Annotated in this window: 16 protein-coding genes; 12 read left to right on the top strand and 4 right to left on the bottom strand. The window is 65.0% G+C overall.

Annotated elements, in window-relative coordinates; translation table 11 throughout:
* The 3 genes from F6X62_RS08910 to F6X62_RS08900 form a co-directional block, all read left to right on the top strand.
* A partial coding sequence (locus F6X62_RS08910; protein WP_153773254.1) for an autotransporter-associated beta strand repeat-containing protein occupies positions 1 to 11,754 on the top strand: 11,754 nt, incomplete at its 5' end.
* 175 nt (positions 11,755 to 11,929) lie between these two features.
* Complete coding sequence (locus F6X62_RS08905) at positions 11,930 to 12,493, top strand: GNAT family N-acetyltransferase (protein WP_153773253.1); 564 nt, start codon at positions 11,930 to 11,932, stop codon at positions 12,491 to 12,493.
* A 50-nt stretch (positions 12,494 to 12,543) separates the two neighbouring features.
* Positions 12,544 to 13,083, top strand: a complete 540-nt coding sequence (locus F6X62_RS08900; protein ID WP_054892522.1) for a hypothetical protein — start codon at positions 12,544 to 12,546, stop codon at positions 13,081 to 13,083.
* 10 nt (positions 13,084 to 13,093) lie between these two features.
* Here F6X62_RS08900 and F6X62_RS08895 read toward each other — a convergent pair whose 3' ends face one another.
* Positions 13,094 to 13,573 (bottom strand): DMT family transporter, encoded by a 480-nt coding sequence (locus tag F6X62_RS08895; RefSeq protein ID WP_151924415.1) that lies wholly within the window; start codon positions 13,571 to 13,573, stop codon positions 13,094 to 13,096.
* A 91-nt stretch (positions 13,574 to 13,664) separates the two neighbouring features.
* On the opposite strand from F6X62_RS08895, the gene F6X62_RS08890 reads away from it, so the two are divergent.
* On the top strand, positions 13,665 to 14,582 hold the full coding sequence (locus F6X62_RS08890) for a LysR family transcriptional regulator (RefSeq protein WP_112899144.1): 918 nt from the start codon (positions 13,665 to 13,667) through the stop codon (positions 14,580 to 14,582).
* Positions 14,583 to 14,669: 87 nt separating this feature from the next.
* A complete protein-coding gene (locus tag F6X62_RS08885) occupies positions 14,670 to 15,059 on the top strand; it encodes a lysozyme inhibitor LprI family protein (protein WP_054892525.1) in 390 nt (129 codons plus the stop codon).
* 157 nt (positions 15,060 to 15,216) lie between these two features.
* Here the strand turns inward: F6X62_RS08885 and mnmH are convergent, their stop codons facing one another.
* Both mnmH and selD read right to left on the bottom strand, forming a co-directional pair.
* Complete coding sequence (mnmH, locus tag F6X62_RS08880) at positions 15,217 to 16,320, bottom strand: tRNA 2-selenouridine(34) synthase MnmH (RefSeq protein ID WP_153773252.1); 1,104 nt, start codon at positions 16,318 to 16,320, stop codon at positions 15,217 to 15,219.
* Positions 16,320 to 17,354 (bottom strand): selenide, water dikinase SelD, encoded by a 1,035-nt coding sequence (gene selD / locus F6X62_RS08875; RefSeq protein ID WP_153773251.1) that lies wholly within the window; start codon positions 17,352 to 17,354, stop codon positions 16,320 to 16,322. Before selD ends, mnmH begins: the two co-directional genes overlap by 1 nt.
* A 124-nt stretch (positions 17,355 to 17,478) precedes the next feature.
* Between selD and F6X62_RS08870 the strand changes: the two genes are divergently transcribed.
* From F6X62_RS08870 to phnE, 4 genes are read left to right on the top strand one after another with little or no spacing between them, the layout of a single operon-like run.
* Positions 17,479 to 18,333, top strand: a complete 855-nt coding sequence (locus tag F6X62_RS08870) for a putative selenate ABC transporter substrate-binding protein (RefSeq protein WP_153773250.1) — start codon at positions 17,479 to 17,481, stop codon at positions 18,331 to 18,333.
* Positions 18,330 to 19,124, top strand: coding sequence for a phosphonate ABC transporter ATP-binding protein (locus tag F6X62_RS08865; protein WP_153773249.1), 795 nt, complete (start codon positions 18,330 to 18,332; stop codon positions 19,122 to 19,124). The genes F6X62_RS08870 and F6X62_RS08865 overlap by 4 nt, the downstream gene beginning before the upstream one ends.
* Positions 19,118 to 19,945 (top strand): ABC transporter permease, encoded by an 828-nt coding sequence (locus F6X62_RS08860; RefSeq protein ID WP_153773248.1) that lies wholly within the window; start codon positions 19,118 to 19,120, stop codon positions 19,943 to 19,945. The genes F6X62_RS08865 and F6X62_RS08860 overlap by 7 nt, the downstream gene beginning before the upstream one ends.
* Positions 19,942 to 20,709 (top strand): phosphonate ABC transporter, permease protein PhnE, encoded by a 768-nt coding sequence (phnE, locus tag F6X62_RS08855; protein WP_153773247.1) that lies wholly within the window; start codon positions 19,942 to 19,944, stop codon positions 20,707 to 20,709. The genes F6X62_RS08860 and phnE overlap by 4 nt, the downstream gene beginning before the upstream one ends.
* Positions 20,710 to 20,724: 15 nt before the next feature.
* Here phnE and F6X62_RS08850 read toward each other — a convergent pair whose 3' ends face one another.
* Positions 20,725 to 21,615, bottom strand: a complete 891-nt coding sequence (locus F6X62_RS08850; RefSeq protein ID WP_054892532.1) for a bestrophin family protein — start codon at positions 21,613 to 21,615, stop codon at positions 20,725 to 20,727.
* A gap of 204 nt (positions 21,616 to 21,819) precedes the next feature.
* Between F6X62_RS08850 and F6X62_RS25610 the strand changes: the two genes are divergently transcribed.
* From F6X62_RS25610 to F6X62_RS08840, 3 genes are all read left to right on the top strand, one after another.
* A complete protein-coding gene (locus tag F6X62_RS25610) occupies positions 21,820 to 22,014 on the top strand; it encodes a hypothetical protein (protein WP_332261749.1) in 195 nt (64 codons plus the stop codon).
* Positions 22,015 to 22,162: 148 nt separating this feature from the next.
* Complete coding sequence (locus F6X62_RS08845) at positions 22,163 to 23,218, top strand: diguanylate cyclase (RefSeq protein ID WP_153773246.1); 1,056 nt, start codon at positions 22,163 to 22,165, stop codon at positions 23,216 to 23,218.
* Between the two features lie 533 nt (positions 23,219 to 23,751).
* Positions 23,752 to 25,470: a type II toxin-antitoxin system HipA family toxin gene (locus tag F6X62_RS08840; RefSeq protein WP_153773245.1), complete on the top strand. Its 1,719-nt coding sequence runs from the start codon at positions 23,752 to 23,754 to the stop codon at positions 25,468 to 25,470.
* Positions 25,471 to 25,482: the final 12 nt, after the last annotated feature.

Below are 25,482 nucleotides of genomic sequence, written 5' to 3'. Positions count from 1 at the left end.
GTGATCAGCGGCACTGGCGCGCTGGTCAAGAACGGCGCCGCCGGCCTGACCCTCAACGGCGCCAACACCTTCAGCGGTGGCACCACCCTCAACGCCGGGGTGCTCACCGTCGGTAACAACAACGCCCTGGGCACCGGTGCCCTCAGCCTGGGCGGCAATGCCAGCCTCGACGCGGGCGTGGCGGTCAACCTGGGCAACGCCATCAACCTGGCGGGCAACACCCTGAGCGTGGTGGGTAGCAACGCCACCACCCTGGGCGGTGTGATCAGCGGCACCGGTGCATTGGTCAAGAATGGCGCCAGCAACCTCACCCTCGGTGGCACCAATACCTTCACAGGTGGCCTGACCCTCAACGCTGGCACCTTGACGCTGGCCAGTGCCGCGGCGCTGGGCACCGGCGCGCTCACCGTGGGCGGTGCATCCACACTCGCCAACAGCGCGGCGATGACCCTGAACAATGGCGTCAACCTCGGCGCCAACCTGACCCTGGCCGGCGCCAACAACCTGAGCCTTGCAGGCAACCTGAGCGGTACCGGTGGCCTGATCAAGAACGGGGCGAGCACCCTGACCCTGAGCGGCAACAACACCCAGAGCGGTGCCACCGCGCTCAACGCCGGCACCCTGGTGGTCGGCAGCGCCACTGCCCTGGGCACCGGCGCACTCAACGCTGCCGCCAACACCACGCTGGATTCGTCGGTGGCCGGGCTGACCCTGGGCAACGCGCTTAACCTGGCCGGCAACCTCAACCTCGCCGGTAGCAACGATCTGACCCTGGGAGGCGTGATCGCCGGTGTCGGTGGCCTGACCAAGAACGGCAGCGCTACCCTGACCCTCAATGGCGCCAACACGCAGTTCGGCGCCACCAACCTCAACGCCGGTACCCTTGTGGTCGGCAGCAACACGGCCTTGGGCTCTGGCGCGCTGAATGCCGCTGCCGGTACCCACCTGGACGCCAACGCCGCAGTCAACCTCGGCAACGCCGTGAACCTGGCCGGTGCCCTGACTCTCGACGGTACCGCCAACCTCGGCCTTGGTGGCGTGATCGCCGGTGCCGGTAGTCTGGTCAAGAACGGTGCCGCCACGCTGACGCTTTCCGGTCCCAACACCTACCTGGGCGGCACGACCCTCAATGCCGGTGGCCTGGTGCTGGGCAATGGCGCCGCACTGGGCGTCGGCAAGCTGACCGTGGCGGGGGCCGGTAGCCTGGATACCTCGGCTGCGCTGACCGTTGGCAACGCCGTCACCCTGGATGCCGACCTCACCCTGGCCGGCAGCAACAACCTCAACCTCGCCGGCCTGGTCGACGGCACCGGCCGGCTGATCAAGAACGGCACCAGCACGCTCACCCTCGGCGGGCTGAACACCTATGCCGGTGGCACGCTGCTCAATGGTGGCGCCCTGGTTCTGGGCAATGGCAGTGCAATCGGCACCGGCGATCTTACCGTCGGTGGCGCCGCGAGCCTGGACACCAGCGCTGCACTGAGCCTGGGCAATAACATTGGTTTGAACGCCGACCTTACCCTCACCGGCAGCAATGCTTTGACCCTCGGCGGTGTGGTCAGCGGGGCAGGGCAGTTGGTCAAGAACGGCAGCGCCACTGTGACCTTGAACGGGGCCAACACCTATGCCGGTGGCACCACGCTCAACGCGGGTGGCCTGGTGATAGGCAACGGCAACGCCCTGGGGACCGGCGCCCTGACCGTGGCCGGCGCCGCCAGCCTGGACAACAGCGCGGTCGCTACCCTGGGCAACGACATCGCACTGAACGCCAACCTGACCCTCGGCGGCAGCAACAACCTGACCCTTGGCGGCATCATCAGCGGTACCGGAGGCTTGATCAAGAATGGCCTGGCCGACCTCACGCTGACCGGCAACAACACCTTCAGCGGCGCCGTCGACTTGCTCGGCGGCACCCTGACCACCGTTGGTACCGGTGCGCTGGGCAACGCCTCGGCGGTCAATGTCGGCGCTGGCGCCAACCTCAACCTTGGGGCCAGCACCACGGTCGGCGGGTTGAGCGGTGCCGGCGCGGTGAGCGTGGCGGGGGGCAGTGACCTGACGGTCGGCGGCAACAACCTCAACAGCGTGTTCAGCGGCGCCCTGGCCGGTAGCGGAGGCCTGATCAAGGCTGGCACCGGTGCTCTGGAACTGTCCGGTGTGAACGTGCTTGGCGGCGCCACCACGGTCAATGGCGGCCTGCTCAATGTCAGCGGTTCGCTCGCCAGCTCCGGCGTACAGGTCAATGTCGGCGCCAGCCTGGGCGGCACCGGCAGCGTGATCGGCCCTGTGGACATCGCCAACGGCGCACACCTGGTGGCCAACAGCGGCGCGACCCTCAACACCGGTGCGCTGACCCTGCACAGCGGCTCGATCCTCGACTTCGGCCTCGGCTCGCCCTCCACGGGCGGCACTGCCTTGGTCAACGTCAACGGCAACCTGACCCTCGACGGCACCCTCAACGTCACCGATCTGGGTGGTTTCGGCACCGGTATCTATCGGCTGTTCGACTACACCGGCGCGCTGGTCGACAACGGCCTGCTTGTTGGCGCGTTGCCGGGTAGCGTACTGCCGGGCGATGTCCAGGTGCAGACCGCCATCGGCGCGCAGATCAACCTGCTGGTGGGCGGTGCCACCGGCACCGTGCAGTTCTGGGACGGTGCGCAAAGCGTGCCGAACGGCGTCATCGACGGTGGCGCCGGCACCTGGGACGGCAGCAATACCAACTGGACCGACATCAACGGTGTGCTCAACGGCAGCTGGGCCAGCGATTTCGCCGTGTTCCAGGGCACCGCTGGCGATGTCAACGTGGTGGGCACCCAGGCTGCCACCGGTCTGCAATTCGTCACCAACGGCTATCGCCTGATCGGTACCGGTGGCCTGAACCTGGTCAATGGCAGCAACGGTGCATTCGCCGTGCGTGTCGATCCGGGCGCTACTGCGACGATCAACGTCGGCCTCTCCGGCAGCGGCCAACTGGCCAAGCTCGACACCGGAACCCTGGTGCTGAACGGTGCCAACAGCTACACCGGAGGTACCTTGCTCAACGGCGGCACCCTGGTGGTAGGCAACAACACCGCCCTGGGTACTGGCGCGGTCAGCGCCGCAACGGGCACCACGCTGGACAGCAACACTGCAGTTACCCTTGGCAACGCCCTGGCCCTGAGCGGCGCCCTGACCATCGCTGGCAGTGCCGACCTCGGCCTGTCTGGTGTGGTTTCGGGCGCCGGCAGCCTGGTCAAGAACGGCGTTGCCAACCTGACGCTGGGCAACGCCAACACCTACAGCGGCGGCACCACCCTTGCCGCTGGCACCCTGACCCTGGGTAACGACCTGGCCCTCGGCACGGGCGGCCTGAACGTCACTGGCGCCTCCAGCCTCGCCACCACGGGTAACGCGGTGTTGGCCAACACGGTTGCGCTGAACGCCAACCTGACCGTGCCAGGCACTGGCAACCTCACGCTCAACGGCGCACTCAGCGGCACCGGTGGGCTGATCAAGACCGGCACCGGCGTGCTCACCCTGAACGGCAGCAACAGCCAGCAGGGTGTTACCAGCCTCAATGGCGGAACCCTGGTGGTCGGCAGCAACACCGCCCTGGGCACTGGCGCGCTGAATGCCACAGGTGGCACTACCCTGAGCGCAGGCGCCAACGTGACCCTGGCCAATGCGCTCAACCTGGCGGGCAACCTCACCATCGCCGGCGCGCAGGACCTGGTGCTAGGCGGCAACATCATTGGCGTCGGCGGCCTGACCAAGACCGGCAGCGGCACACTCACCCTCAATGGCACCAATGGCAACCTGGGCAACACCAACCTCAACGCGGGCACCTTGGTGCTCGGCAGCGCAAGCGCGCTCGGCCTCGGCCAGCTCAACGCGGCTGCGGGCACCACGCTGGATAGCAATGCGGCGCTCACTATCGGCAACACCGTCAATCTGGGCGGCAACCTCACCATCGCCGGCAGCAACGACCTGGGCCTGGGTGGGCTGGTCACGGGCGCTGGCAGCCTGACCAAGAATGGCGCCGGCAACCTCACCTTGAGTGGCCCCAACACCCTGTCCGGTGGCGTGACCCTCAACGCCGGCACCCTGACCCTGGGCAATAACTCGGCACTGGGCCTTGGCAACCTGACCGTCGGCGGCGCCAGCAACCTGGCCACCACCGGCGCCCTGATCGTGGCCAATCAGGTCACGCTCAACGACACCCTGACCCTGCCTGGTAACAACGACCTGGCCCTGAGCGGCGTGATCAGCGGTACCGGTGGGCTGACCAAGACCGGCACCGGCAACCTGACCCTCGGTGCCGCCAACACCTACCAAGGCACCACCACGCTCGCCGCAGGCACCCTGACCCTGGGCAACGGCAGCGCGCTGGGCGCTGGCAACCTCTCGGTGACCGGCAACAGCGCCCTGGCCACCACCGGCGCCCTGCAAGTGGCCAACGCCATCGGCCTGGGCACGGGCGCCACCTTGGGTGTCAACAACGCCCAGACGCTGACCCTCGACGGGGTCATCAGCGGCGGCGGCAGCCTGAACAAGGCCAGCACCGGTCAACTGGTGCTCAACGGCGCCAACAACTACACCGGCGGCACCTCGCTGCAGGCCGGCAGCCTGCTGCTGGGTAACGCCAGTGCCCTGGGCAGTGGTGCCCTGAACGTCACCGGCGCCGCAGCCCTCGACGCCAGCCAGGCCCTGGCTCTGGTCAACGCGGTCAACCTGACCGGTGGCAATCTTACCCTCGGTGGCAGCCAGGCCCTCACCCTCAACGGTGTGGTTTCCGGCGCCAACGCACTGGTGAAGAACGGCGCCGCCGGCCTGACCCTCAATGGCAACAACACCTACAGCGGCGGCACCACCCTTAACGCCGGCACGCTGACCGTCGGCAGCAATACCGCGCTGGGTACCGGGGATCTGAGCACTGCTGCCAACACCTCCCTCGATGCCAGCGTGAACGTCGCATTGGCCAACAATGTGCACCTGGGCGGCGCGCTCAACCTGCCAGGCACCGCCGACCTGACCCTCAACGGCGTGGTCGACGGTGTCGGTGGCCTGAACAAGGCTGGCGCCAGTACCCTGACCCTCAATGGCGCCAACAGCTACCTGGGCGGCACCACCCTGGGCGCCGGCCAACTGGTGGTGGGTAACGACAACGCGCTGGGGCAGGGCGCCCTTACCGTCGCGGGGGCCTCGACCCTGAGCAGCGGGGTCGCCAGTACCACATTGGCCAATAACGTCACCCTCAACGCTGGCCTCACCGTCGCCGGCACCAACGACCTGACCCTCAACGGAGTGATCAACGGGACCGCCGGGTTGACCAAGAACGGCAGCGGCAACCTCACGCTCAACGGTAACAACGGCTACCAAGGCGGCACCCAGCTCAATGCCGGGCGCCTGACCCTCGGCAGCAGCGGCGCCCTGGGCACCGGCACCCTCGACGTGACCGGCGACGCCACCCTGGCCAACAGCGCGCCGATGGCACTGGGCAACACCATCGCCCTGAGCAACGGCGCCAACCTGACCGTCGACGCTGCCAATGCCCTGATCCTCAGTGGCGACCTGGGCGGCACAGGTAACCTGGTCAAGGCCGGTGCCGACGACCTGACCCTGGTCGGCGTCAAGACCTTCACGGGCAACGTCGATATCCAGGCCGGCTCGCTCACTGCGCTCGGCAGCGGCGTGCTGGCCAACGTCGACACCCTCAACGTCGGCGCCAGTGGCCAGCTCAACCTCAATGGCAACACCAGCCTCGGTGCCCTCACCGGCAGCGGCAACGTCGATGTCGGCGTTGGCAGCACCCTGAGCCTGGGCAGCAACAACGTCAGTACGACCTTCGCGGGTGCCCTCAATGGCTCCGGCGGCCTGGCCAAAGATGGCACCGGTACCCTGACCCTCACCGGTACCAGCAATCTGGCTGACAACACGCAGGTCAACGCTGGCACCCTGAAAGTCGATGGCAGCCTGGGCAGTAACCTGCTGACCGTCGCCAGCGGCGCAACCCTCACCGGCAGCGGCTCTGCCAATGCCTCGGTGGTGATCGACAACGGCGGCCACCTGGCAGGCCAGAGCGGTGCCACCCTGGGCCTCGGTTCGCTGGTGCTCAACAGCGGATCGATCGTCGATGTCGGCCTGGCTTCGCCAGGCACTGGCGGCACAGCGCTGTTCAATGTCGGCGGCAACCTGACCCTCGACGGCACCCTCAACGTCAGCAATATCGGTGGCTTCGGCAACGGCGTGTACCGCTTGTTCGACTATGCCGGTGCGCTGACCGACAACGGCCTGGACTTCGGCACCCTGCCGCTGGGCGTGAGCCTTGGCGATGTGTCGCTGCAGACCGCGCTGGCCAACCAGATCAACCTGCTGGTCAGCTCCAGCGGCCTGAACATCCAGTTCTGGGACGGCAGCCAGACTGCCCCGAACGGCCAGGTCGATGGTGGCACCGGCGTGTGGAACGCCGGCAACACCAACTGGACCGACCTCAACGGCACCGTCAACACCACCTGGGGCAGCACCTTCGCGGTCTTCCAGGGCACGGCAGGTGACGTCACCGTCGACGGCAGCCAGAGCGTCAATGGCATGCAGTTCGTCAGCAACGGCTATCGCCTGCTGGCCGGGACCGCCGGCCTGCTCGACCTGGTCAACGGCAGCGGTGGCGATACCAGCGTGCGGGTCGATCCCGGCGTGATCGCGACCCTGGATGTTGGCTTGGGTGGTGTCGGCAAACTGAACAAGCTCGACACCGGCACCCTGGTGCTCAACGGCAACAACAGCTACAGCGGCGGCACCCAGCTCAGTGGCGGCACTCTGGTCCTGGGTAGCAACACCGCGATCGGCACCGGCCTGCTGGACACTGCCAGTGGCACCACCCTGGACACCAACAAGAGCGTGAGCCTGGCCAATGCGATCACCCTCGCCGGCCCGCTGAACCTGACCGGCAACAACGACCTGGCGCTCACTGGCAACATCGGCGGCGCTGGCAGCCTGGTCAAGGCTGGTAATGCGCAACTGGCGTTGTCCGGCAACAACAGCTACAGCGGCGGCACGGCGCTGAACGGCGGCACGCTGGTGGTAGGTTCCAACACTGCCCTGGGTACCGGCGTGCTCAGTGCGGCGGCAGGCACCAGTCTGGACAGCAGCCAGGCCGTGACGCTGGCCAACAACGTCAACGTCGCCGGCAATCTCAACGTGCTCGGCAGCAATGACTTGAGTCTTGGCGGCACCGTCGCCGGCGCTGGCCGTCTGATCAAGTCCGGCATCGCGCGGTTCAGCCTGCTGGGTGCCAATACCTTCAGCGGCGGCACCGAGCTGCAGGCCGGCACCCTTGTGGTCGGCAACAACGGCGCGCTCGGCACTGGTGGCCTCGACGTGACCGGCAACGCCAACCTCGACAGCAGCACTGCGGTGACGCTGGCCAATCCGGTCAATGTCACCGGCGTCCTCAACGTGCTGGGCAGCAACGACCTGCAACTGGCCGGTGTGCTCAGTGGCAACGGCGTGCTGAACAAGAACGGCCTGGCCGACCTCACCCTGTCGGGCAACAACACCTTCAGCGGTATCCTCAACATCCTCTCCGGCAGCCTGAGCACCATCGGCACCACCGCGCTGGGCACCCAGAGCGAGTTGAACGTCAGTACCGGCGCGAGCCTCAACCTCGATGGCAACACCACCCTGGGCGAGATCGGTGGCACCGGCGCGATCCAGATTGCTGCAGGCAACAGCCTCAACGTCGAAGGCGGCGTGTTCGATGGCAACATCAGCGGCACCGGCACGCTCAACAAACTCGGCACCGGCACCCTGGCCCTGAGCAGCAGCAACAGCCATACCGGCAATACCAACGTGCAGGCCGGTGGCTTGAAGGTGGATGGTTCGCTCGCCAGCAGCGCGGTCAACGTTGCCAGTGGTGCGACGCTGTCGGGCGCGGGCAACCTCGGTGGGGCGGTGACGGTCGCCAGCGGCGGTAGCCTCGCTGCTGCCAGCGGCGCGACCCTGAACGCGAGCAATCTGGCGCTGGATGCCGGTTCGAACTTCAACGCCGCGCTTGGCACGCCGACCGGCGGCAATTCGCCGCTGGTCAACGTCGCCAACAACCTGACCCTCGGTGGCACGCTCAACGTCACCGACATCGGCGGCTTCGGTGCAGGCGTCTACCGCCTGTTCGCCTACGGCGGCAGTCTGATCAACAACGGCCTGGCCTTTGGCACCACGCCCGTTCCAGTGACCGACCTCACCGTGCAGACCGCCGTGGCCAATCAGGTCAACCTGGTGGTTGGTGGCGCCAGCAACGTGCTGTTCTGGGACGGTAGCAACACCGTCGCAAACGGTGTGATCGAGGGTGGCAGCGGTGTCTGGGATGCCACCAACAGCAACTGGACCGATGCCAACGGCGTACTCAACAGCACCTGGAACGACACCTTCGCAGTCTTCCAAGGCACTGCCGGGACCGTCACCGTCAACGGCAGCCACAGCATCACTGGCCTGCAATTCATCACCGATGGCTACGTGCTCAACGCAGGTGCAGGCGGCGAACTGCTCACCAGCACCAGCGGCACTACCAACCTGCGGGTCGATAGCGGCGTCACGGCAACCCTCAACGTTGCCCTCAACGGCAACGGCAACGTCGCCAAGTACGATGCCGGCACGCTGGTGCTCAATGCTGCCAACGGCTACAGCGGCGGCACCGCGCTCAACGGCGGCACCCTGGTGGTCGGCAACGACAGTGCGCTGGGCAGCGGCACGCTGACCGCCGCAGCGGGCACCACCCTGGACAGCAACACCGCTGTCACCCTGGCCAACGCCGCAGTCCTCAACGGCGCACTGGCCATCGGCGGCAGCAACGCGCTGACCCTCAACGGCGATATCAGCGGTGCTGGCGGGCTGGTCAAGAATGGCGCAGGCCTGCTGACCCTGGGCGGCAGCAACAGCTACAGCGGCGGCACCCAGATCAACGCGGGCAGCGTGGTCGGCAACACCACCAGCCTGCAGGGTGCGATCCTCAACAATGCGGCGCTGACCTTCGAGCAGAACGCCAACGGCAGCTACACCGGCAACCTCACTGGCAGCGGTACGTTGTCCAAGAACGGCAGTGGTGAACTGCTGCTGACCGGTGTCAACGGCTTGACCGGTGCCACCACCGTCAATGCCGGCAGCTTGCTGGTCAACGGACGCCTGGACAGCGCCACGGTACAGGTCGCTACCGGCGCTCGCCTGGGCGGCAGCGGCACCTATGCCGGGGCTGTGCAGATCGCCGACGGCGCCACCCTGGCCGCGGGCCAGAGCAGCACACCGTTGACGGTAGGCAGCCTGAACCTGAGCTCCGGCAGCGCCCTGGACTTCTCGCTCGGGGCGCCAGCGGCGTCCACTACGGTAGTCAAGGTCGACGGCAACCTGGTGCTCGACGGTACGCTGAACATCACCAATGCCGGCGGCTTCGGCACCGGCGTCTACCAACTGTTCAACTATGGCGGCGCACTGACCAACAACGGTCTGGTCTTCGGCGCCATCCCCGGCAGCGTGGCACTGGGTGACCTGAGCCTGCAGACCGCCATCGCCAACCAGATCAACCTGGTGGTGCAAGGGGCGGGCGACCAGTTGCAGTTCTGGAACGGTGGCAAGACCAACCCGGATGGCAGCATCGGCGGCGGCAGCGGCACCTGGGGCCCTGGTACCAACTGGACCAACTCCAACGGCACCACTGGCGAAACCTGGAGCGATGCCTTCGCTGTGTTCGGTGGCCAACCTGGCACCGTCACCGTGGTCGGCAACCAGTCGTTCAGCGGCATGCAGTTCCTCAGCGACGGCTACCAGGTGGTGCCGGGCACAGGCGGCAGCCTGACCCCGGTCAACGGTGCCGATGGCAGCCTGGCCCCGGTACGGGTCAACGCAGGTGCCAGCGCCGTGATCAGCGCGCCACTGGTTGGCACTGGCGGTATCGAGAAACTCGATGCTGGCACCCTGCTGTTGACCGGAGCCAACACCTACACCGGTGGCACCATTGTCAGCGGCGGTACCTTGGCCGGTAACACCACCAGCCTGCAGGGCAACATCACCAACAACGCCAACCTGGTGTTCGCGCAGGGCACCAACGGCACCTTCAACGGCACCCTCAGCGGTACCGGCACCACCACCAAGCAAGGGGCGGGCAGCCTGTTGCTGACTGGCAACCAGCCGTTCAGCGGGGCCTTCAACGTCAACCAGGGCACGCTTCAAGTCGGCAATGCCGACAACCCGGGCACCAACCTTGGCGCCCAGGTCACCGTGGCCAACGGCGCGGCGCTCACCGGCAACGGTACCGTCGCCAGCCTGACCAACCACGGCACCGTGCTGCCAGGGCCTGCGGGCAACCTCAATGTCAGCGGCAACTTCACCAACGCCAGCGACGGCAACCTGGTCATCGACCTGGGCACCGCGCCGGTGAACTACCTGAATGTCGGCGGCACGGCCAACCTGGGCGGCAGCCTGACGGTGGCCAACCTCGCCGGTGGTAACGGGCAGTACACCGTGGTCAGTGCAGCTGGCGGCATCAACGGCACCTTCGCCAGCAACAACCTGATGAACTCGGCATTCCTCAACAGCTCGCTCGACTACGGCGCCAACCAGGTGACCCTGTCGGTCAGCCGCAACGGCAACGCGTTCGCCGATGTCGCGGCCTCCAGCAACCAGCGTGGTGTCGCCACGGCACTGGAAAGCGCCGGTGCGCCGACCAGCCTGCGCGACAACATCCTGCCGCTGGACCGTCAGGCCGCGCAGTCGGCGTTCGACAGCCTGTCCGGGGAAATCCACGCCAGCACCGCGACCGTGCTGATCGAGGATTCGCGCTACATCCGCGACGCGGTCAACGACCGTATGCGTCAACCGGATTGCAGCCGCGAGGACGATCCACGCCGCACCCTGGCGCCGACCGCCAACCAGCAGCTGACCAGCGAAGGTTGCCAGGGCCAGGCCGTGGGCTGGATCCGCGCCATTGGCGGCTGGGGTGACTACGACGGCAGCAGCAGCCATGCCAGCGTCGACCGTGACCTGTCGGGCTTCATGCTCGGTGTCGACCGCGCCTTGGACGATCAGTGGAAAGTCGGTATCGCTGCCGGATACACCCGCAGCAGCATCGATGCTCACCGTCGTCAGTCGGACGCCAGCGTCGACAGCTACCACCTGGCCACCTACCTGGGTTACCAGATGGATGCCTTCGCCGCACGCCTGGGTGCCAGCTACACCTGGCATGACATCGACACCAAGCGCGATGTCCAGGTGGGCAGCTACGACGATCGCCTGAAAGCCAAGTACAAGGCGCGCAGCGCCCAGGTGTTCGGCGAGGTGGGTTACGCCATCGACGCTGGCGGTATCGCCCTGGAGCCGTTCGCAGGCCTGGCCTACGTCAACTATGACAGCGACAGTGCCCGTGAGAAGGGTGGCGATGGCCGCCTGAAGGCCAGCGTCGATCAGGACGTGACCTTCTCTACCGTCGGGGTGCGCGCCGGCAAGCGTATCAAGCTGGACAACGGCAGCGAGATCACACCACGGCTGTCGGTTGGCTGGCGGCATGCCTTCGGCGACACCAAGCCCGATGCCGACGCTCGCTTCATTGCCGGTGGCGCTGGCTTCAGCACCGAAGGCGTACCGATCGCCCGCGATGCTGCGGTGGTCGAGGCCGGTGTCGACCTGGCTGTCGGCCAGAGCGGCAAGCTGGGTGTGGGGTACTCCGGGCAACTGTCCAGCGAGAACCGCGACCATGGCGTGGTGCTGAGCTTCAGCATGGGCTTCTGATCGGCTGAACCGCGGTGGGCTGTTCTGCAGCCCTATCACGGAACAAGCCCGCTTCCACGCATCTGGTGGACGCGGGCTTGTTGCGTGATAGGCCCCTCACTGACGCCCGGCTTACTTTCATCACGCCGCTGACGCTAGACTGTCATCTTCCCAAAAGTCGGACAGGAGTCCCGGCGTGACCCACCCCCGCAGTTTCCCCAGCGACCTGTGCCTGGACAGCCCGCGCCTGCAATTGCGCCCCATGCGTCATGGCGATGCGGCGCAGTGGCTGGCGATCATGGCTGATCCTGAGGTCATGCGTTTCTGGCACCACGCCCCTTGGCAGGAACTGGCCGAGGCCGAAAGCGCCCTGGCCGCCGACCGCGAAGCCTATGCTGCCGGCAATCTGCTCAAGCTCGGCATGTACCGTCGCGACAATGGCGAACTGATCGGCATGGTCCAGTTGTTCAATCTCGATGACGATTCGCGTCGCGGCGAGATCGGCTACTGCCTGGCCAAGGCCGTGCAAGGCCGGGGTTACATGGACGAGGCGCTGACCTGCTTCATCGACTACCTGGCCCACACCCTGCACATGCGCCGCCTGGAGGCGGAGATCGACCCGCGCAACCAAGGCTCGGCGCGCACCCTGGAGCGCCAGGGCTTCGTCCTCGAAGGCACCTTGCGCGCCCGTTGGTGCGTGGCGGGCGAGTTGTCCGACTCGGGGATCTACGGGTTGTTGCTGGAACCGCCTGTCGCCTGAGGCGCGGGTGCGGTAAGGTCGAGGTTTCGCCCGATCCGATGGAGCTCCGGTTGCCAGCCTACTACATCAGCATCAGCCTGCTGCTTTACCTGCTTGGCCTGTTTTTCGATGGCGCCCTGATGGGCGCCGAGCAGCATATGCCTGCTTTGCAGATGCTGCTCTACGGCCCCTGGGGCGTGGCATTCGAGCTGTATCAGTGGTTCGCCAATCCCCTGCTGGCGCTGGCGATCCTGAGCCATCGGCGCTTGCGGCGGCTGTCGCTGCTGTTCGGTCTGCTGGCGCTATATCTGGCGGCAAGCAGCCTCGGCGTTGAGCGGCTGCCCGACAACCGCAGCTACGCATTCCACGATGTCACAGGTTTCGGGGCCGGGTTCTACCTGTGGTCGCTGTCGATCCTCACTTTCTGCGCAGGTCAGGCCTGGTGGTGCTGGAAGGCCCGCAAGGCCGACGACATGCCGGGTTGGAACTGGCTGGACGTGGCCCTGATCGCAGCGCTCGGCGTGATGCTGTATGCCGCCACGCAGATGCCCTCGCTACGCTTCGAGGTGGATCAGGTGCTGATGCCCCCCGAGCCTGCACACAGCCTGTAGCGGCCTGGGCTCAGGCGCTGCGTGCCGTGCCCCACTGCACCACCAGCATGCCCCCAACGATCATCGCCACCCCCAACAGCCGTGGCAGGTTCACGGGTTTCTCCGGCAGGCCCATCAAGCCGAACTGGTCGATCAGCAACGATGACAGCACCTGTCCGGCGATCACGCAGACGATGAACCCCGCCGCGCCCAGGCGTGGCGTCAGCACCAACGCGGCGGTGATGTAGATCACCCCGGCGACGCCCCCCAGCCAGGCCCACCAGGGTGCCTGGGCCAGGTTCTGCAGCTGTGGCATGGGCGCGCGCATCAGCAACAGTGCTGGCACCAGCATCATCAGGCTGACCAGCAGCGAAACCCCCGCCGCCCACAACGGGTGCCCGAGCAAGCGCCCCAATGCAGCATTGCTGCCAGCCTGAAAAGGCACCGCCGCCCCGGCGAGCAGGGCGATGAGCAAGGGAAGGATGGCGGACAAGGCAATGACCTTGGGCATGGCGTGAGCTCCTGTGGATAACCTTGGCCCCAGTCTCTTGTATGCGCTTAAATAATGGAAATTCGAATTCTGCACAGGCTTTATTCGTCATATGGATGATTTGCGCCGCATCGACCTCAACCTGCTGCTGACCCTGCATGCCCTGCTCAGCGAGCAGCACGTATCCCGGGCAGCAATTCGCCTGCACCGCAGCCAGCCGGCGGTGAGCCATGCCTTGGCGCAACTGCGCGATATCTTCGCCGACCCGCTGCTGGTGCGTCGTGGCGCGCGCCTGGTACTCAGCCCCCGCGCCCAGGCCCTGCGCGACCCATTGCAGCAGGCACTGGCGCAGCTCGACGGGCTGTTGGGCAGCCCGGGGTTCGAGCCGGGCAGGGCTCGCCGCACCTTTCGCCTGGCGATGTCCGACTACGGCGCCCAGGTGGTTCTGCCTGCGCTGATGCGCGAGCTGCGCACCCTGGCACCGCAGATCGATCTGGTCGTCTCCCAGGGCAGTCGCGAAGCGATGCTCGGGCAGTTGATCGACGGGGAGGTCGACCTGGCGCTTGGGGTGTTCCCCGAGTTGCCGTCGGAGATCCATGAGCAGGGTTTGTTCGATGAGTCGTTCGTCTGCGTGGCCGATCGTGGCACCTTGCCGGTGCGCGGCAACCTGACCCTCGACGCCTGGCTGGCGCGTCCGCATGTGCTGGTGGCGGTACGCCCCGGTATCGACAACGAGATTGACCAGGCACTCAAGGCCCTCGGCGTCCGTCGGCGCATTGCCCTCACGCTCCCGCACTGGGGTGTGGCCCAGACCGTGCTGGCCGGGACCGACCTGGTGTTGACCGTGGCCCGGCGTAGCCTGGCAGCAAGCCCGCCAGACAAGGCCCTGCGCGTATTCGAGCCGCCGCTGCCGATCAGCGCGTTCAGCTTTGCCCAGGCCTGGCATGCCCGGCGCGAGGGCGATGCTGGGCATCAGTGGTTGCGCGAGCTGATCCTTGCCCATTGTCGGGGCTGGCATTCGCGCGCGTAGGACAGGTCCGATTTCACAGGGTCACAGGGGCCTTGCGGCGCACTTGCTGCTAGGCTGGCAATCTTTCTGATCAGAGGGTTCTCTTCGATGTTCAAGCATTCCCTGGCAGCCGTCGTTGCCGCGCTGGTGTTCGCCTCTCAGGCCCAGGCCGACGAGAACTCCCCCACCTATACCAAATGCATGGACAAGGCCTCCAGCACCGTTGCGATGAGCGCCTGCATCAAGGATGAAACCAAGCTGCAGGACGACCGCCTCAACCGTGTCTACAAGCAGTTGCTCGGCAAGCTCGATGCGCCGCAGCAGAAAAGCCTGCGGGAAGTGCAGCGCGACTGGATCAGCTTTCGTGACAAGAACTGCAAGTTCCATGTCCAGGCCAGCGGCGGGACCATGGCGCAACTCGAAGGCGGCATGTGCGTACTGGACATGACCCGCGAGCGCGCCGCGGAGCTGGAGCGGATTCTCAGCCCCGGACAGTGAACGGTCTCGAACCCTGTAGGAGCGGGCTTGCCCGCGAAAAATACACCGCGCTGCCTGGCACGGGCTACGCCCGTGTTCGCGGGACAAGTCGCAGCGGCGAACCGCTGCTCCTAGAGGTACCGCACCGGCAAAGCCGGTGCCATGCCCCGCGGGGCAATCAGCGCCGGCGCAGCGCCCGTGCTTTCAAGTACTCCCGCACCTCGAGTGCATCACCGGCAAACTCGATCCTGCCCGACTTCGCCTCACGCTGGTACGCATACATCGGGTCGTAGTACTCGTTGAGCAAACCCTCGATCCAGCCTCGGTGCAGATCCACCTCACCGCTGTGCAACTGCACCTGCAGCGCCTGCTCCAGCAGCGCATACAGCCGCTGGAAGCGTTCGCCCCCCAGACGCTTGTGGATATTGCCCATGCTCTGACGCAGGCGCTCGGCAAACAGGCGGCGCCCATCCTCTTCGCCATGCAGGGCAACGAATTCGGCACACAGGTTGATCACGTAGTCACGCAGGATGCGCTCGACGCGATTGGCAAAACTGTCCTCCAACCACACCAGCGGATACTGCTGCATGCCTTGGTACAGCGCCAGCGGCACCGAGCAGCTGCCGACCATCCGCCCCTCGTCCTCCAGCACGAACTGCTGCACGCCCCGCGCGCGTTTTTTCAGCACGTCGATGGCCAGACGGTTCTCGAAATCGATCGGTGCCGGTTGCACGGTGGCGCGCTTGCCGAAGCTCGAACCGCGGTGGTTGGCGTGGCCTTCGAGGTCGAGCACGTTGTCCAGTTGCAGCAGCACGTCGGTCTTGCCGGTGCCGGTCAGGCCGCCCAGCAGCACGAAGTCACATTGCTCGACTGCCTGTTGGGTGGTGTCCATCAGGAAGGTCCGCAGGGCCTTGTAACCGCCTTTGACCCGCGGATAGTCAATGCCCACCTCTTTCAGCCAGCCCTGGACGATCTGCGAGCGCAGGCCGCCACGAAAACAGTAAAGATACCCCTGGGGATGGGCCTGGGCGAATGCGGCCCAGGCCTCCAGGCGCGCCTGCTTGACCGCGCCGCTGACCAGTTGGTGCCCCAGGGCGATGGCTGCGCTTTGGCCCTGGTGCTTGTAGCAGGTGCCAACCTTCTGCCGCTCCTGGTCGTTCATCAGCGGCAGGTTGATGGCGTTGGGGAAGGCGCCCTTGGCAAACTCGACCGGTGCGCGCATGTCCATCATCGGCGCATCGTCGAGGAACAGCTGTTTGAAGTCGGTGCAGTCGGGGCGCATCAAATCACCTCGACTGCGTAGGTCTGTCGCTCGACCAGCGTGCCGATCGGCGCCAGATCCAGGCCCAGTTCAGCGGCGACCGCCAGAAACTCCGCCTGACCCTCGGGGCTCACCGCCACCAGCAAGCCACCGCTGGTCTGCGGATCGCACAGCAGGTGCTTCTGTTCATCGCTCAGGGCGCCGATCTTGTGGCCATAGCTTTCGTGGTTGCGCAGGGTACCGCCGGGGATGCAGCCCTCGGCCAGGTAGTGCTCGACACCCGGCAGGCGCGGTACTGCATCGAACTGCAGGCGCGCGGTGAGAGCGCTGCCTTCGGCGACTTCGACCAGATGGCCGAGCAGGCCGAAGCCAGTCACGTCGGTCATGGCCTTGACCCCGTCGAGCTTGCCGAAGCGGCTGCCGGGTGTGTTCAGGGTGCACATCCAGTCGCGCGCCAGGCCTTGGTCCTGTTCACGCAGCTTGGATTTTTTTTCGGCAGTGGTAAGGATGCCGATACCCAGAGGCTTGGTCAGGTACAACGTGCAGCCGACGGTCGCGGTGTCGTTGCGCTTGAGATTGCGCTTGCCGACCACGCCGGTCACCGCAAGGCCGAAGATCGGCTCGGGCGCATCGATGGAGTGGCCGCCGGCCAGTGGAATGCCCGCTTCGGCGCAGACCGCACGGCCGCCACGGATCACCTCGCGGGCAACCTCAGGCGGCAATACGTTGACTGGCCAGCCAAGGATGGCGATGGCCATCAGCGGGTCGCCGCCCATGGCGTAGATGTCGCTGATGGCGTTGGTCGCGGCGATACGGCCGAAGTCGTACGGATCGTCGACGATGGGCATGAAGAAGTCGGTGGTCGAGACCACCCCACGTTCGTCGTCCAGGGCGTACACGGCAGCGTCGTCACGCGAGGCGTTGCCGACCCAGAGCTTGGGGTCCAGCGCCTGGCTGCCGCTATCGGCGAGGATCACATCCAGCACCTTGGGGGAGATCTTGCAGCCACAGCCTGCGCCGTGGCTGTACTGGGTCAGGCGAATCGGCTCGCTCATAGGTACCTCGGGGTCCAATTGTTGCGCGATTGTAGCAAAGCTGGCCTTTGCGCCATCGGCTCTTATAATTCCCGCAGTCGGTGCGTCGCCGGCACTTTCCCCGCTATTGAACCGGAGAACTCCCATGCTCAAACGCCCCTTGGCGCTCGCCGCCGGCCTCGTGCTGTCCTGCTGCGCCGTCATCGCACAGGCCGCCGACACTTTGCGGGTCAGCGCTATTCCCGACGAAGCGCCGACCGAGCTGCTGCGCAAGTTCAAGCCGCTGGGTGAATACCTCGAGCAGCAACTGGGCATGAAGGTGCAGTTCGTACCGGTCGCTGACTACCCGGCGGTCGTCGAGTCGCTGGCCAGCAATCGCCTGGACCTTGCCTGGCTGGGTGGCTTCACCTTCGTCCAGGTGCACCTGAAGGACCCGACCGCCACACCGCTGGTGCAGCGCGAGCAGGACGCGCAGTTCACCAGCAAGTTCATCACCGCCAACCCGGACGTGAAGAGCCTGGCCGACCTCAAGGGCAAGACTTTCGCCTTCGGTTCGATTTCCTCGACCTCCGGCAGCCTGATGCCGCGCTATTTCATGCTCAAGCAAGACAACATCAAGCCTGAGAGCTACTTCAGTCGGGTTGCCTATTCCGGCGCGCACGACGCCACCGTGGCCTGGGTTCAGGCGGGCAAGGTCGATGCCGGCGTACTCAACGCCAGTGTCTGGCAGAAGCTGGTCGATGCGGGCAAGGTCGACACCAGCAAGGTGAAAGTGTTCGCCACCACGCCGACCTACTACGACTACAACTGGACGGTGCGCGGCAACATGGACCCGGCCCTGAAAGACAAGATCAAGCAAGCCTTCCTCGCCCTCGACCCGGCCAAGGCTGAGCACAAGGCGATCCTCGACCTGCAGGCGGCCAGCCGCTTCATCGAGACCAAACCCGAAAACTACGCCGGCACCGAACAGGCTGCCCGTGAGGCCGGCTTGCTCAAGTGAGTATCCAACTGCACGCGGCAGGGCTTCGGCACGGCCAGGTACGCGCCCTCGAAGACGTGAGCCTGCGCATCGACAAGGGCGAGCGGGTGGCGGTGATCGGGCCGTCGGGGGCGGGCAAGTCCAGCTTGCTGCACCTGATGGCCACGGCCGTGCAGCCCGGCGCCGGGCACCTGGAATTGCTGGGCGAACAGCCCTGGGCTCTGTCGGCGGGTGCGCGACAACGCCTGCGGGCGCGGGTCGCGCTGGTGCATCAGGCACCGCCGTTGCCGCCGCGCCAGCGGGTGGTCACCGCCGTATTGGCCGGGCGTCTTGGCCAGTGGGGCACCTTGCGTGGCCTGCTCAATCTGCTGCACCCCAGCGATGTGCCGGGCGCGCGACAGGTGCTGGCGGAGCTGGGGCTGGCCGACAAGCTGTTCGTGCAGTGCGGGCAGTTGTCCGGTGGCCAGTTGCAACGTGTGGGTATCGCACGGGCGCTGTACCAGCAACCTGAAGTACTGCTGGCCGACGAACCGGTCTCGGCGATGGACCCGGTGCTGGCTGATCACAGCCTGGCCCTGCTCAATCGCCACGCGCAAACCCGTGGCGTGACACTGGTCGCCAGCCTGCATGCGGTGGAGCTGGCGCTCGCGCATTTTCCCCGGGTGATTGGTATCCGCGAAGGGCGCGTGGTGTTCGATTGTCCGGCAGGGGCGGTGACCGATGCCTTGCTCGACGCCCTCTACGCCAATGAGCAACTGGCCTCGCCGACGACCGTGGGGCCGACGCTGACGGTGCAGATTCCGCGATGCTGAAGACCGATGCCCGCGACCCCGCGGCGCTGCCACGCCTGTTGCTGACCCTGTTATGCCTGGCCCTGTTGTGGCCGGGGTTGCAGTTGAGCGAACTCGACCCCGGGGTGCTGTTGCAGGCCGAGAACCGTCGACAGATGGCAAGCTTCGTTGGCGCCTTCTGGCCACCTGCCCATGATCGGGAGTTTCTGGCGTTGCTGTTCGAAGCCACCCTGCAGACGCTTGCCGTGGCCACTGCCGGCATGACCCTGGCATTGCTGCTGGCCATCCCGGCCAGCCTGGTGGGCAGCCGGGCATTGTCGTTAAGGGCGGCATCACGCGCCGGCCGCCCGGGGCCTTGGTCGCGGCTGGTGCGCATGCCGGTGCGCGGCCTGCTGGTGTTCCTGCGCAGCGTGCCGGAGATCGTCTGGGCGCTGTTGTTCGTGCGCGCCGTGGGGCTTGGGCCGACGGCGGGGGTACTGGCCATCGCCATCACCTACAGCGGCATGCTTGGCAAGGTCTATGCCGAGATCTTCGAGTCGGTGGACCAGCGCCCGGCCCATGCCTTGATGCAGGCCGGCAGCGGACGGTTGAGTGCGTTCTGCTATGGCATCCTGCCGGTGGCGGCGGCGGAGGTGGTGTCTTACACGGTCTACCGCTGGGAATGCGCGGTGCGAGCTTCGGTGGTGATGGGCTTTGTCGGTGCCGGTGGGCTGGGGCAGCAGATCGACCTGTCGATGCGCATGTTCGCCGGCGCCGAGGTGGCGAGCATGCTGCTGGCGTTTCTCGTACTGGTCACCCTGGCCGATGTGTTGAGCCGCGTGTTGCGTGGGAGGCTGACATGAACCGGGCGATCAACCTGCTGGTGATCGTCGCCATCGTTGCGGCGGTGGTGTCGTCGTTCGCCTACCTGGAACTCGATATTGCGTCGGTCATCGGCAATGGTGGCCTGGCGCAGATGGGCGAGTACGCCTCGCGTTTCCTGAGCCCCGATCTTTCTTCCGAGCACCTGCGTGCAGTGGCGCGCGGTGCGCTGGAGACCCTCGCCATGTCCGGGCTGGGCACCTTGCTGGCGATGCTGCTCGGCCTGCTCTTGGCATTGCCTGCGGCCGGGCGCTTCGGCTGGCCGCTACAGGGTGCGGCGCGCTTGCTGCTCAATGCCCTGCGGGCTATCCCTGAGCTGGTGTGGGCGGCCTTGACCGTGCTGGCAGCCGGGCTCGGGCCCAACGCCGGCACCCTGGCCCTGGCGCTGCACACCGCAGGTGTGCTGGGGCGCCTGTTCGCCGAGGCGCTGGAGAATGCCCCGGCAGAGCCGGCGGCGGCGATTCGTTTACAGGGCGGGAGCCAGGTCGCCGCGTTCTGCTTTGGCACCTTGCCCAATCTGTGGCCGCAGTTGCTGGCCTACAGCCTGTATCGTTGGGAGAACAACATCCGCATGGCCAGTGTGCTGGGCTTCGTCGGCGCGGGCGGGCTGGGGCAGATGCTTTACACCACCCTCAGCCTGTTCCAGGAAGCCCAGGCCAGCACGGTGATCATCGGCATGCTGGTGCTGGTGTTGCTGGTGGATGCCTTCAGCGATGTACTGCGCCAACGGTATGTGCGGGCGTAGGTGAACGGGTCGGCCTCAGTCCACCCACTCCCCACACTGCGCTTCGCGCTGCATCGATTCCAGATTCCGTTCGATGGTCTCGCAGATCGTGTCCATCGGAATCTGGTGCTCGCTGCGTCGGAATGGGCTCTGCAGGTCGGTGCCGATCCGCTCGATCGCCAGCAGCATGAACCCCACCACTGTCGAAGCCAGCGGCGTGAACCACTCCAGCGACTCCACCAGCCCGATCGGCACGATCACGCAGAACAGCGTGATGAACAACCGCGGAAAATACACGTAGGGGTAGGGCAGCGGTGTATTGGCGATCCGCTCCATCCCGCCCTGGGCGTTGGACAGGTCTACCAGCGTCGACTCCAGCCGCGCCAGGCGAATGCTGTCCAGCCGCCCAGCCTTGTATTCGCCTGCCAGCAAGGCGGCGGAGCCGGCCAGAATGTCATTGGCGAAGTTGTTCGAACCATTGCGCCGCTCGAACTCGTGATGGGGGATGAACGCCATCAGTTCCGGCGGGCACGGCTCGTTCTTCAGGTGCGCTGCCAGGCAGTTCACATAGGCCACATGCCGACGCAGCAAGGTCGCCTTGACCGGATTGAGCCCGTCATCCGGATCGTCCACCAGCGTCAGCACCTGCCGCGCGAAGCTGCGTGAACTGTTCACCATCGCCCCCCACAGCGTGCGCGCTTCCCACCAGCGGTTGTAGGCACTGCTGTTGCGAAAGCTCACCAGCACCACCAGCGCTGAACCCAGCAGCGTCAGTGGGATCAGCGGCAGGCTGAACTTGCTGTTGAAGAACAGCATGAAATCGATGGTGACCAGGATGTCCCACACCAGCAGCCACAGCAGCGACCAGCCGATGTAGTTGAAGGTCTTGAGGACCAGGCGGTACTTGCGCACGAGGTAGTTTTTCACGCAGGGATCTCTTCGTGGAGCGGATGAAGGATCCGACGTCGGGGGCGGGGCAAGGTTCGGTGGGCAGGCTGGTTGGATGTTACTGGACGTGTTTTGTTGTGGTTGCGTCGGAAACAGGCCGCATATTTATCAGACGGTTCGTTAGGTGAGCCCCATTAGAATATCGGCGACCTTGGACAATCCGACGAAACGGAGATCTTGGCGATGATGCTCGAATTATCCACTTTCAGCTTGCCTGAGCTGCTGGACAGCGAGATTGCAATCGCCGAATACTGGAGACAGGTTTTGGTAGACGGAGATGCGGGCGAAATAGCCCGAGCGCTCGATCACATTTGCGTCGCCCGGCTCCGCATGTCTAGTGAAGCGTCTACCGTATCTGCTGAGTCGAGACGGAATTAACCCGACGGTTAGTGTATTTCGTCCAGCACGTTTGAAGTCCTGTTTTCGATAGTGGCACAATGCTCGAACGCCGAACCCCAGGGCACTTTCCCGCCTGGCTGCCTGTCCGGTGCATTCAAGGACAGTCCATTTTTTCGGTGAGCCCTCGATGATCGAGCGAACGGGTAAGGGTCTTTCCTTCGCCAAACGCATGTACCCACCCCGCGCCATCGGCACCGGGCTTGGGTTCTTCTGTGTGCTGATCGGCATCTGGCCGCTGCAGCCGGCCTGGTGGACCTGGGCCTTGCTCGCGCTGCACGGCTTCGTCTGGCCGCACGTCGCTTATCAGCTGGCCCGGTTGTCGAAGCAGCCCTTTCGCGCCGAGCAGCGCAACCTGGTGTTCGATGGCTTCGCCGGAGGCTGCTGGGCTGGTGTCATGGGGCTCAACCCGCTGCCGAGCGTGATCATCCTGTCGATGATCGCCATGGACAAGATCGCCGCAGGCGGCTGGCACATGCTCGGCAAGACCCTCCTCGCCCAGGCGCTGGGCATTGGCCTGGGGCTCTGGTTGTACGCACCACCGCTATTCCCGCCTACCAGTCAGGCACAGATGCTTGCATGCCTGCCGATCCTGCTGATCTATCCCATGGCCATTGGCCTGATCTGCTATCAGGTCACCGTCCAGCTCGCCCAGCATAAACGCACTCTCTCGCGCCTGAGCCAGACCGACAGCCTCACCGGCCTGATCAACCACGGCGCCTGGAAAGACCTGCTGCTGCGCGAATTCCAGCGTTGCCGCCGCGACAATCAGGCCAATGTGCTGGCACTGATCGACATCGACCATTTCAAGCAGATCAACGACCGTCACGGCCACCTGATGGGCGACGACATCCTGCGCACCCTCAGCGCCTTCCTGCCGACCCACCTGCGCAAGAGCGACCCGGTGGCGCGCTATGGCGGTGACGAGTTCTGCGTGATGCTGCCCGGCGTCAGCGTGGCCCAGGCCGAGGAAGTGCTCGAGCGGCTGCGCGAGGCGGTGGAGTGTTATCGCCATCCTGAATTGCCGGAGCAGGGGTTGAGCCTGAGCATCGGCATCGCGCCTTTTGGTGGGCATCTGCAGAGCGCCGAGGCCTGGTTGCATGAGGCGGATATGGCGCTGTACCAGGCCAAGAGTGCGGGGCGGAATCGGATTGTGGTGGCGGGGCGGTATGGGGTGATGGTGTGACACCCGCAATTGCATAGCTGCTATGTGTTGGTTTTGAGTTTGCTCAGCAGGTCGACCTCTTTTGACCCGCGCAGCTCAAAAATAAACGGACGCCAATCATCCGATTGTTTTCGATAAGCAGGCTCTTCAGCTATGCTTAGGCATACTCAACCTTATATATAAACGGATTTAATCGTCCGTTTATTTCAATTAGTCGGACATATTTGGCCGCTTATGGAAAGATTTTTTCCGGTAGATTGTGAAGCAAGCCTCCAGCGTATAGGGCTTCTGGTCAAAACGGCGCGCCTGGAGCAGGGTGTACGGCAACTGGATGTCGTCAGTAGACTCGGCGTTACCGAGAAGATGCTGCGTCGCATCGAACGTGGTGATCCATCCGTCAGTGTCAGATCGTTGATGCTCGTGTTGTGGAACCTTGGTCTTACAGACAAGGTTTTCCGTCCTCTGGAGGATGCTTCAGTCTCCTTCGTTGAGTTGAAGGACGAGACCAGTGGCCGCCGAGCGCGTAGACGCCGCGCCAAACCGGAGGACTTCTGATGCCCAGTGCCTACATCTACATGGAGCACCCCCAGACCGGTGAGGTTCTGACGCTTGGGCGCCTGACCTTGAATGGCAACCGCCCTGGCGAGTTCGTCTATTCTCCCGCCGTGCTGGACTCGAAGGTATGGGTGCCCGACCCTTTCCACTACCCTTTGTCGGATCAAGTCTTCAGCGTCGCCAGTAATCACGGGGTTCCGGGCTTTATCGACGACGCCCTGCCAGACGGTTGGGGCGAGAGGTTGCTCCAGCGCCTCAAGCGTGACCCGATCACACGTTATGACCTGCTGATCGATTCGCCCAACAGCGATCGCGCGGGAAACCTGATGACCGGGCGCGACAAAAACCCACCTGTCGGTGTCGGCCAAAAGCCACTGCCACGGCTGTCGGGGTTGGACAAGTTCATCGAAGCCTGCGATGTCGTCTACGACCAGGACATCGATGAAGAGACCGCAAGAATCCTGGGCGTGCGAGACCAGCGCTCATCTGCTGGAGGCGCCCGTCCAAAGCGCACGTTCCAGGGTGACGGAAAACTCATTCTGGCCAAGCCGCATGATCGCTATGACCAATATGAGCTGGCGCCGGTAGAGCATGCCTGCATGACTTTCGCCGCCATGAAAGGCATGCGCGTCGCCAACACCTCGCTGTACCTGGATGGGAAGGGGCCGACCTTGCTGGTAGAGCGCTTTGATCGTCGGTACATGGACGGCGTCTTCCGGCGAGTCCCGATGCTCAGTGGCCTGACCTTGCTGAAGACGGATTGGACGCTGCTGGATCTCCAGGCCCGTTCGTACGCTCGCCTGGCCAACGAAATGCATCGTCGTGGCGTGCCGGATCAGGATCTGCGTGAGCTGTACATGCGCATGGCCTATAACGCCCTGGTCGGCAACGCGGACGACCATCCCCGCAACCACGCCGTCATTTTCATCGACGATGGATGGCGACTCTCGCCCATGTACGACGTGCTGCCGATCCTGGACGAGGGGCCTGCAAAATATATGTCCATGAGCGTCGGGCTGGATGGGGCGCGGGTGTCGCGCGCGAATCTGCTTAGCCAACGGCAGCACTTCGGGCTCGCGCAGGATGAGGCGGAAGGTATCCTTGACCTGGTTGGTGGTTGGGCCGACGAGTTGAAGGAGCACTACGCGGAGTATCTGCAAGGGCAAGGTTTTAGAGCTGGCGCGCAATGCGACCAGCGCACAAAGGATTCTGGGCTGAGTCTTGATGGTGGGTATGGAAAAAAGGAGAAGTTTTTGGCCCTGATGAATGATCGGCTTCAGCGATTCATCCAATTATGCTGGGGTGCGATGGATGCGCTCATCATTGTGCTCTACGCAGTCGCCAGTATTCGCCGTGGTCGGATTCCATTTTGGGATGATCTGCAAAGCATTGTTGCCTTGTCACGTGAGCATGGTGAGTTGGCATTGTTTATCGGCCTTACAGGCGTAGCGGTGCATCTCTCGGTAGTCGCCAGTGGTTTGCTGTTTATCAAAGGCGTGCGTGCTGCGGCCTATGTCGGCCTGGCCCAGGCGCCATTTCGAATGATCCTGCTTCCCTCGATACCTATCGCCTTCCTATGGCCCAACGTGCTTGTTACGCCAGCACCCTGGCTGCTTTTTCTACTGGGAGTTGGTGCGGAAGCCGTCAAAGTGTGGAGTTTGGTGCTGCTGGTGCGAAGCCAGCGGTTCGCCCAAGCGACTGAATCACAGCCTGTGTAGCCGATTCGATTC

This window comes from Pseudomonas sp. MNR3A, from assembly GCF_009650575.1.
In the GTDB taxonomy this organism is placed as follows: domain Bacteria; phylum Pseudomonadota; class Gammaproteobacteria; order Pseudomonadales; family Pseudomonadaceae; genus Aquipseudomonas; species Aquipseudomonas machongensis.
Note: the sequence above shows the minus strand (reverse complement) of the source record. Positions and strands in the feature narration are given on the sequence as shown.

Bases quoted from the DNA above. Each gene is read 5' to 3' on its own strand.
- F6X62_RS08890 (WP_112899144.1), top strand. From the start codon at position 13,665: ATGGATGATTTGCGCCGCATCGACCTCAACCTGCTGCTGACCCTGCAT.
- F6X62_RS08885 (WP_054892525.1), top strand. From the start codon at position 14,670: ATGTTCAAGCATTCCCTGGCAGCCGTCGTTGCCGCGCTGGTGTTCGCC.
- F6X62_RS08840 (WP_153773245.1), top strand. From the start codon at position 23,752: ATGCCCAGTGCCTACATCTACATGGAGCACCCCCAGACCGGTGAGGTT.
- F6X62_RS08845 (WP_153773246.1), top strand. From the start codon at position 22,163: ATGATCGAGCGAACGGGTAAGGGTCTTTCCTTCGCCAAACGCATGTAC.
- F6X62_RS08895 (WP_151924415.1), bottom strand. From the start codon at position 13,573: ATGCCCAAGGTCATTGCCTTGTCCGCCATCCTTCCCTTGCTCATCGCC.
- mnmH (WP_153773252.1), bottom strand. From the start codon at position 16,320: ATGCGCCCCGACTGCACCGACTTCAAACAGCTGTTCCTCGACGATGCG.
- F6X62_RS25610 (WP_332261749.1), top strand. From the start codon at position 21,820: ATGATGCTCGAATTATCCACTTTCAGCTTGCCTGAGCTGCTGGACAGC.
- selD (WP_153773251.1), bottom strand. From the start codon at position 17,354: ATGAGCGAGCCGATTCGCCTGACCCAGTACAGCCACGGCGCAGGCTGT.
- F6X62_RS08860 (WP_153773248.1), top strand. From the start codon at position 19,118: ATGCTGAAGACCGATGCCCGCGACCCCGCGGCGCTGCCACGCCTGTTG.
- phnE (WP_153773247.1), top strand. From the start codon at position 19,942: ATGAACCGGGCGATCAACCTGCTGGTGATCGTCGCCATCGTTGCGGCG.
- F6X62_RS08870 (WP_153773250.1), top strand. From the start codon at position 17,479: ATGCTCAAACGCCCCTTGGCGCTCGCCGCCGGCCTCGTGCTGTCCTGC.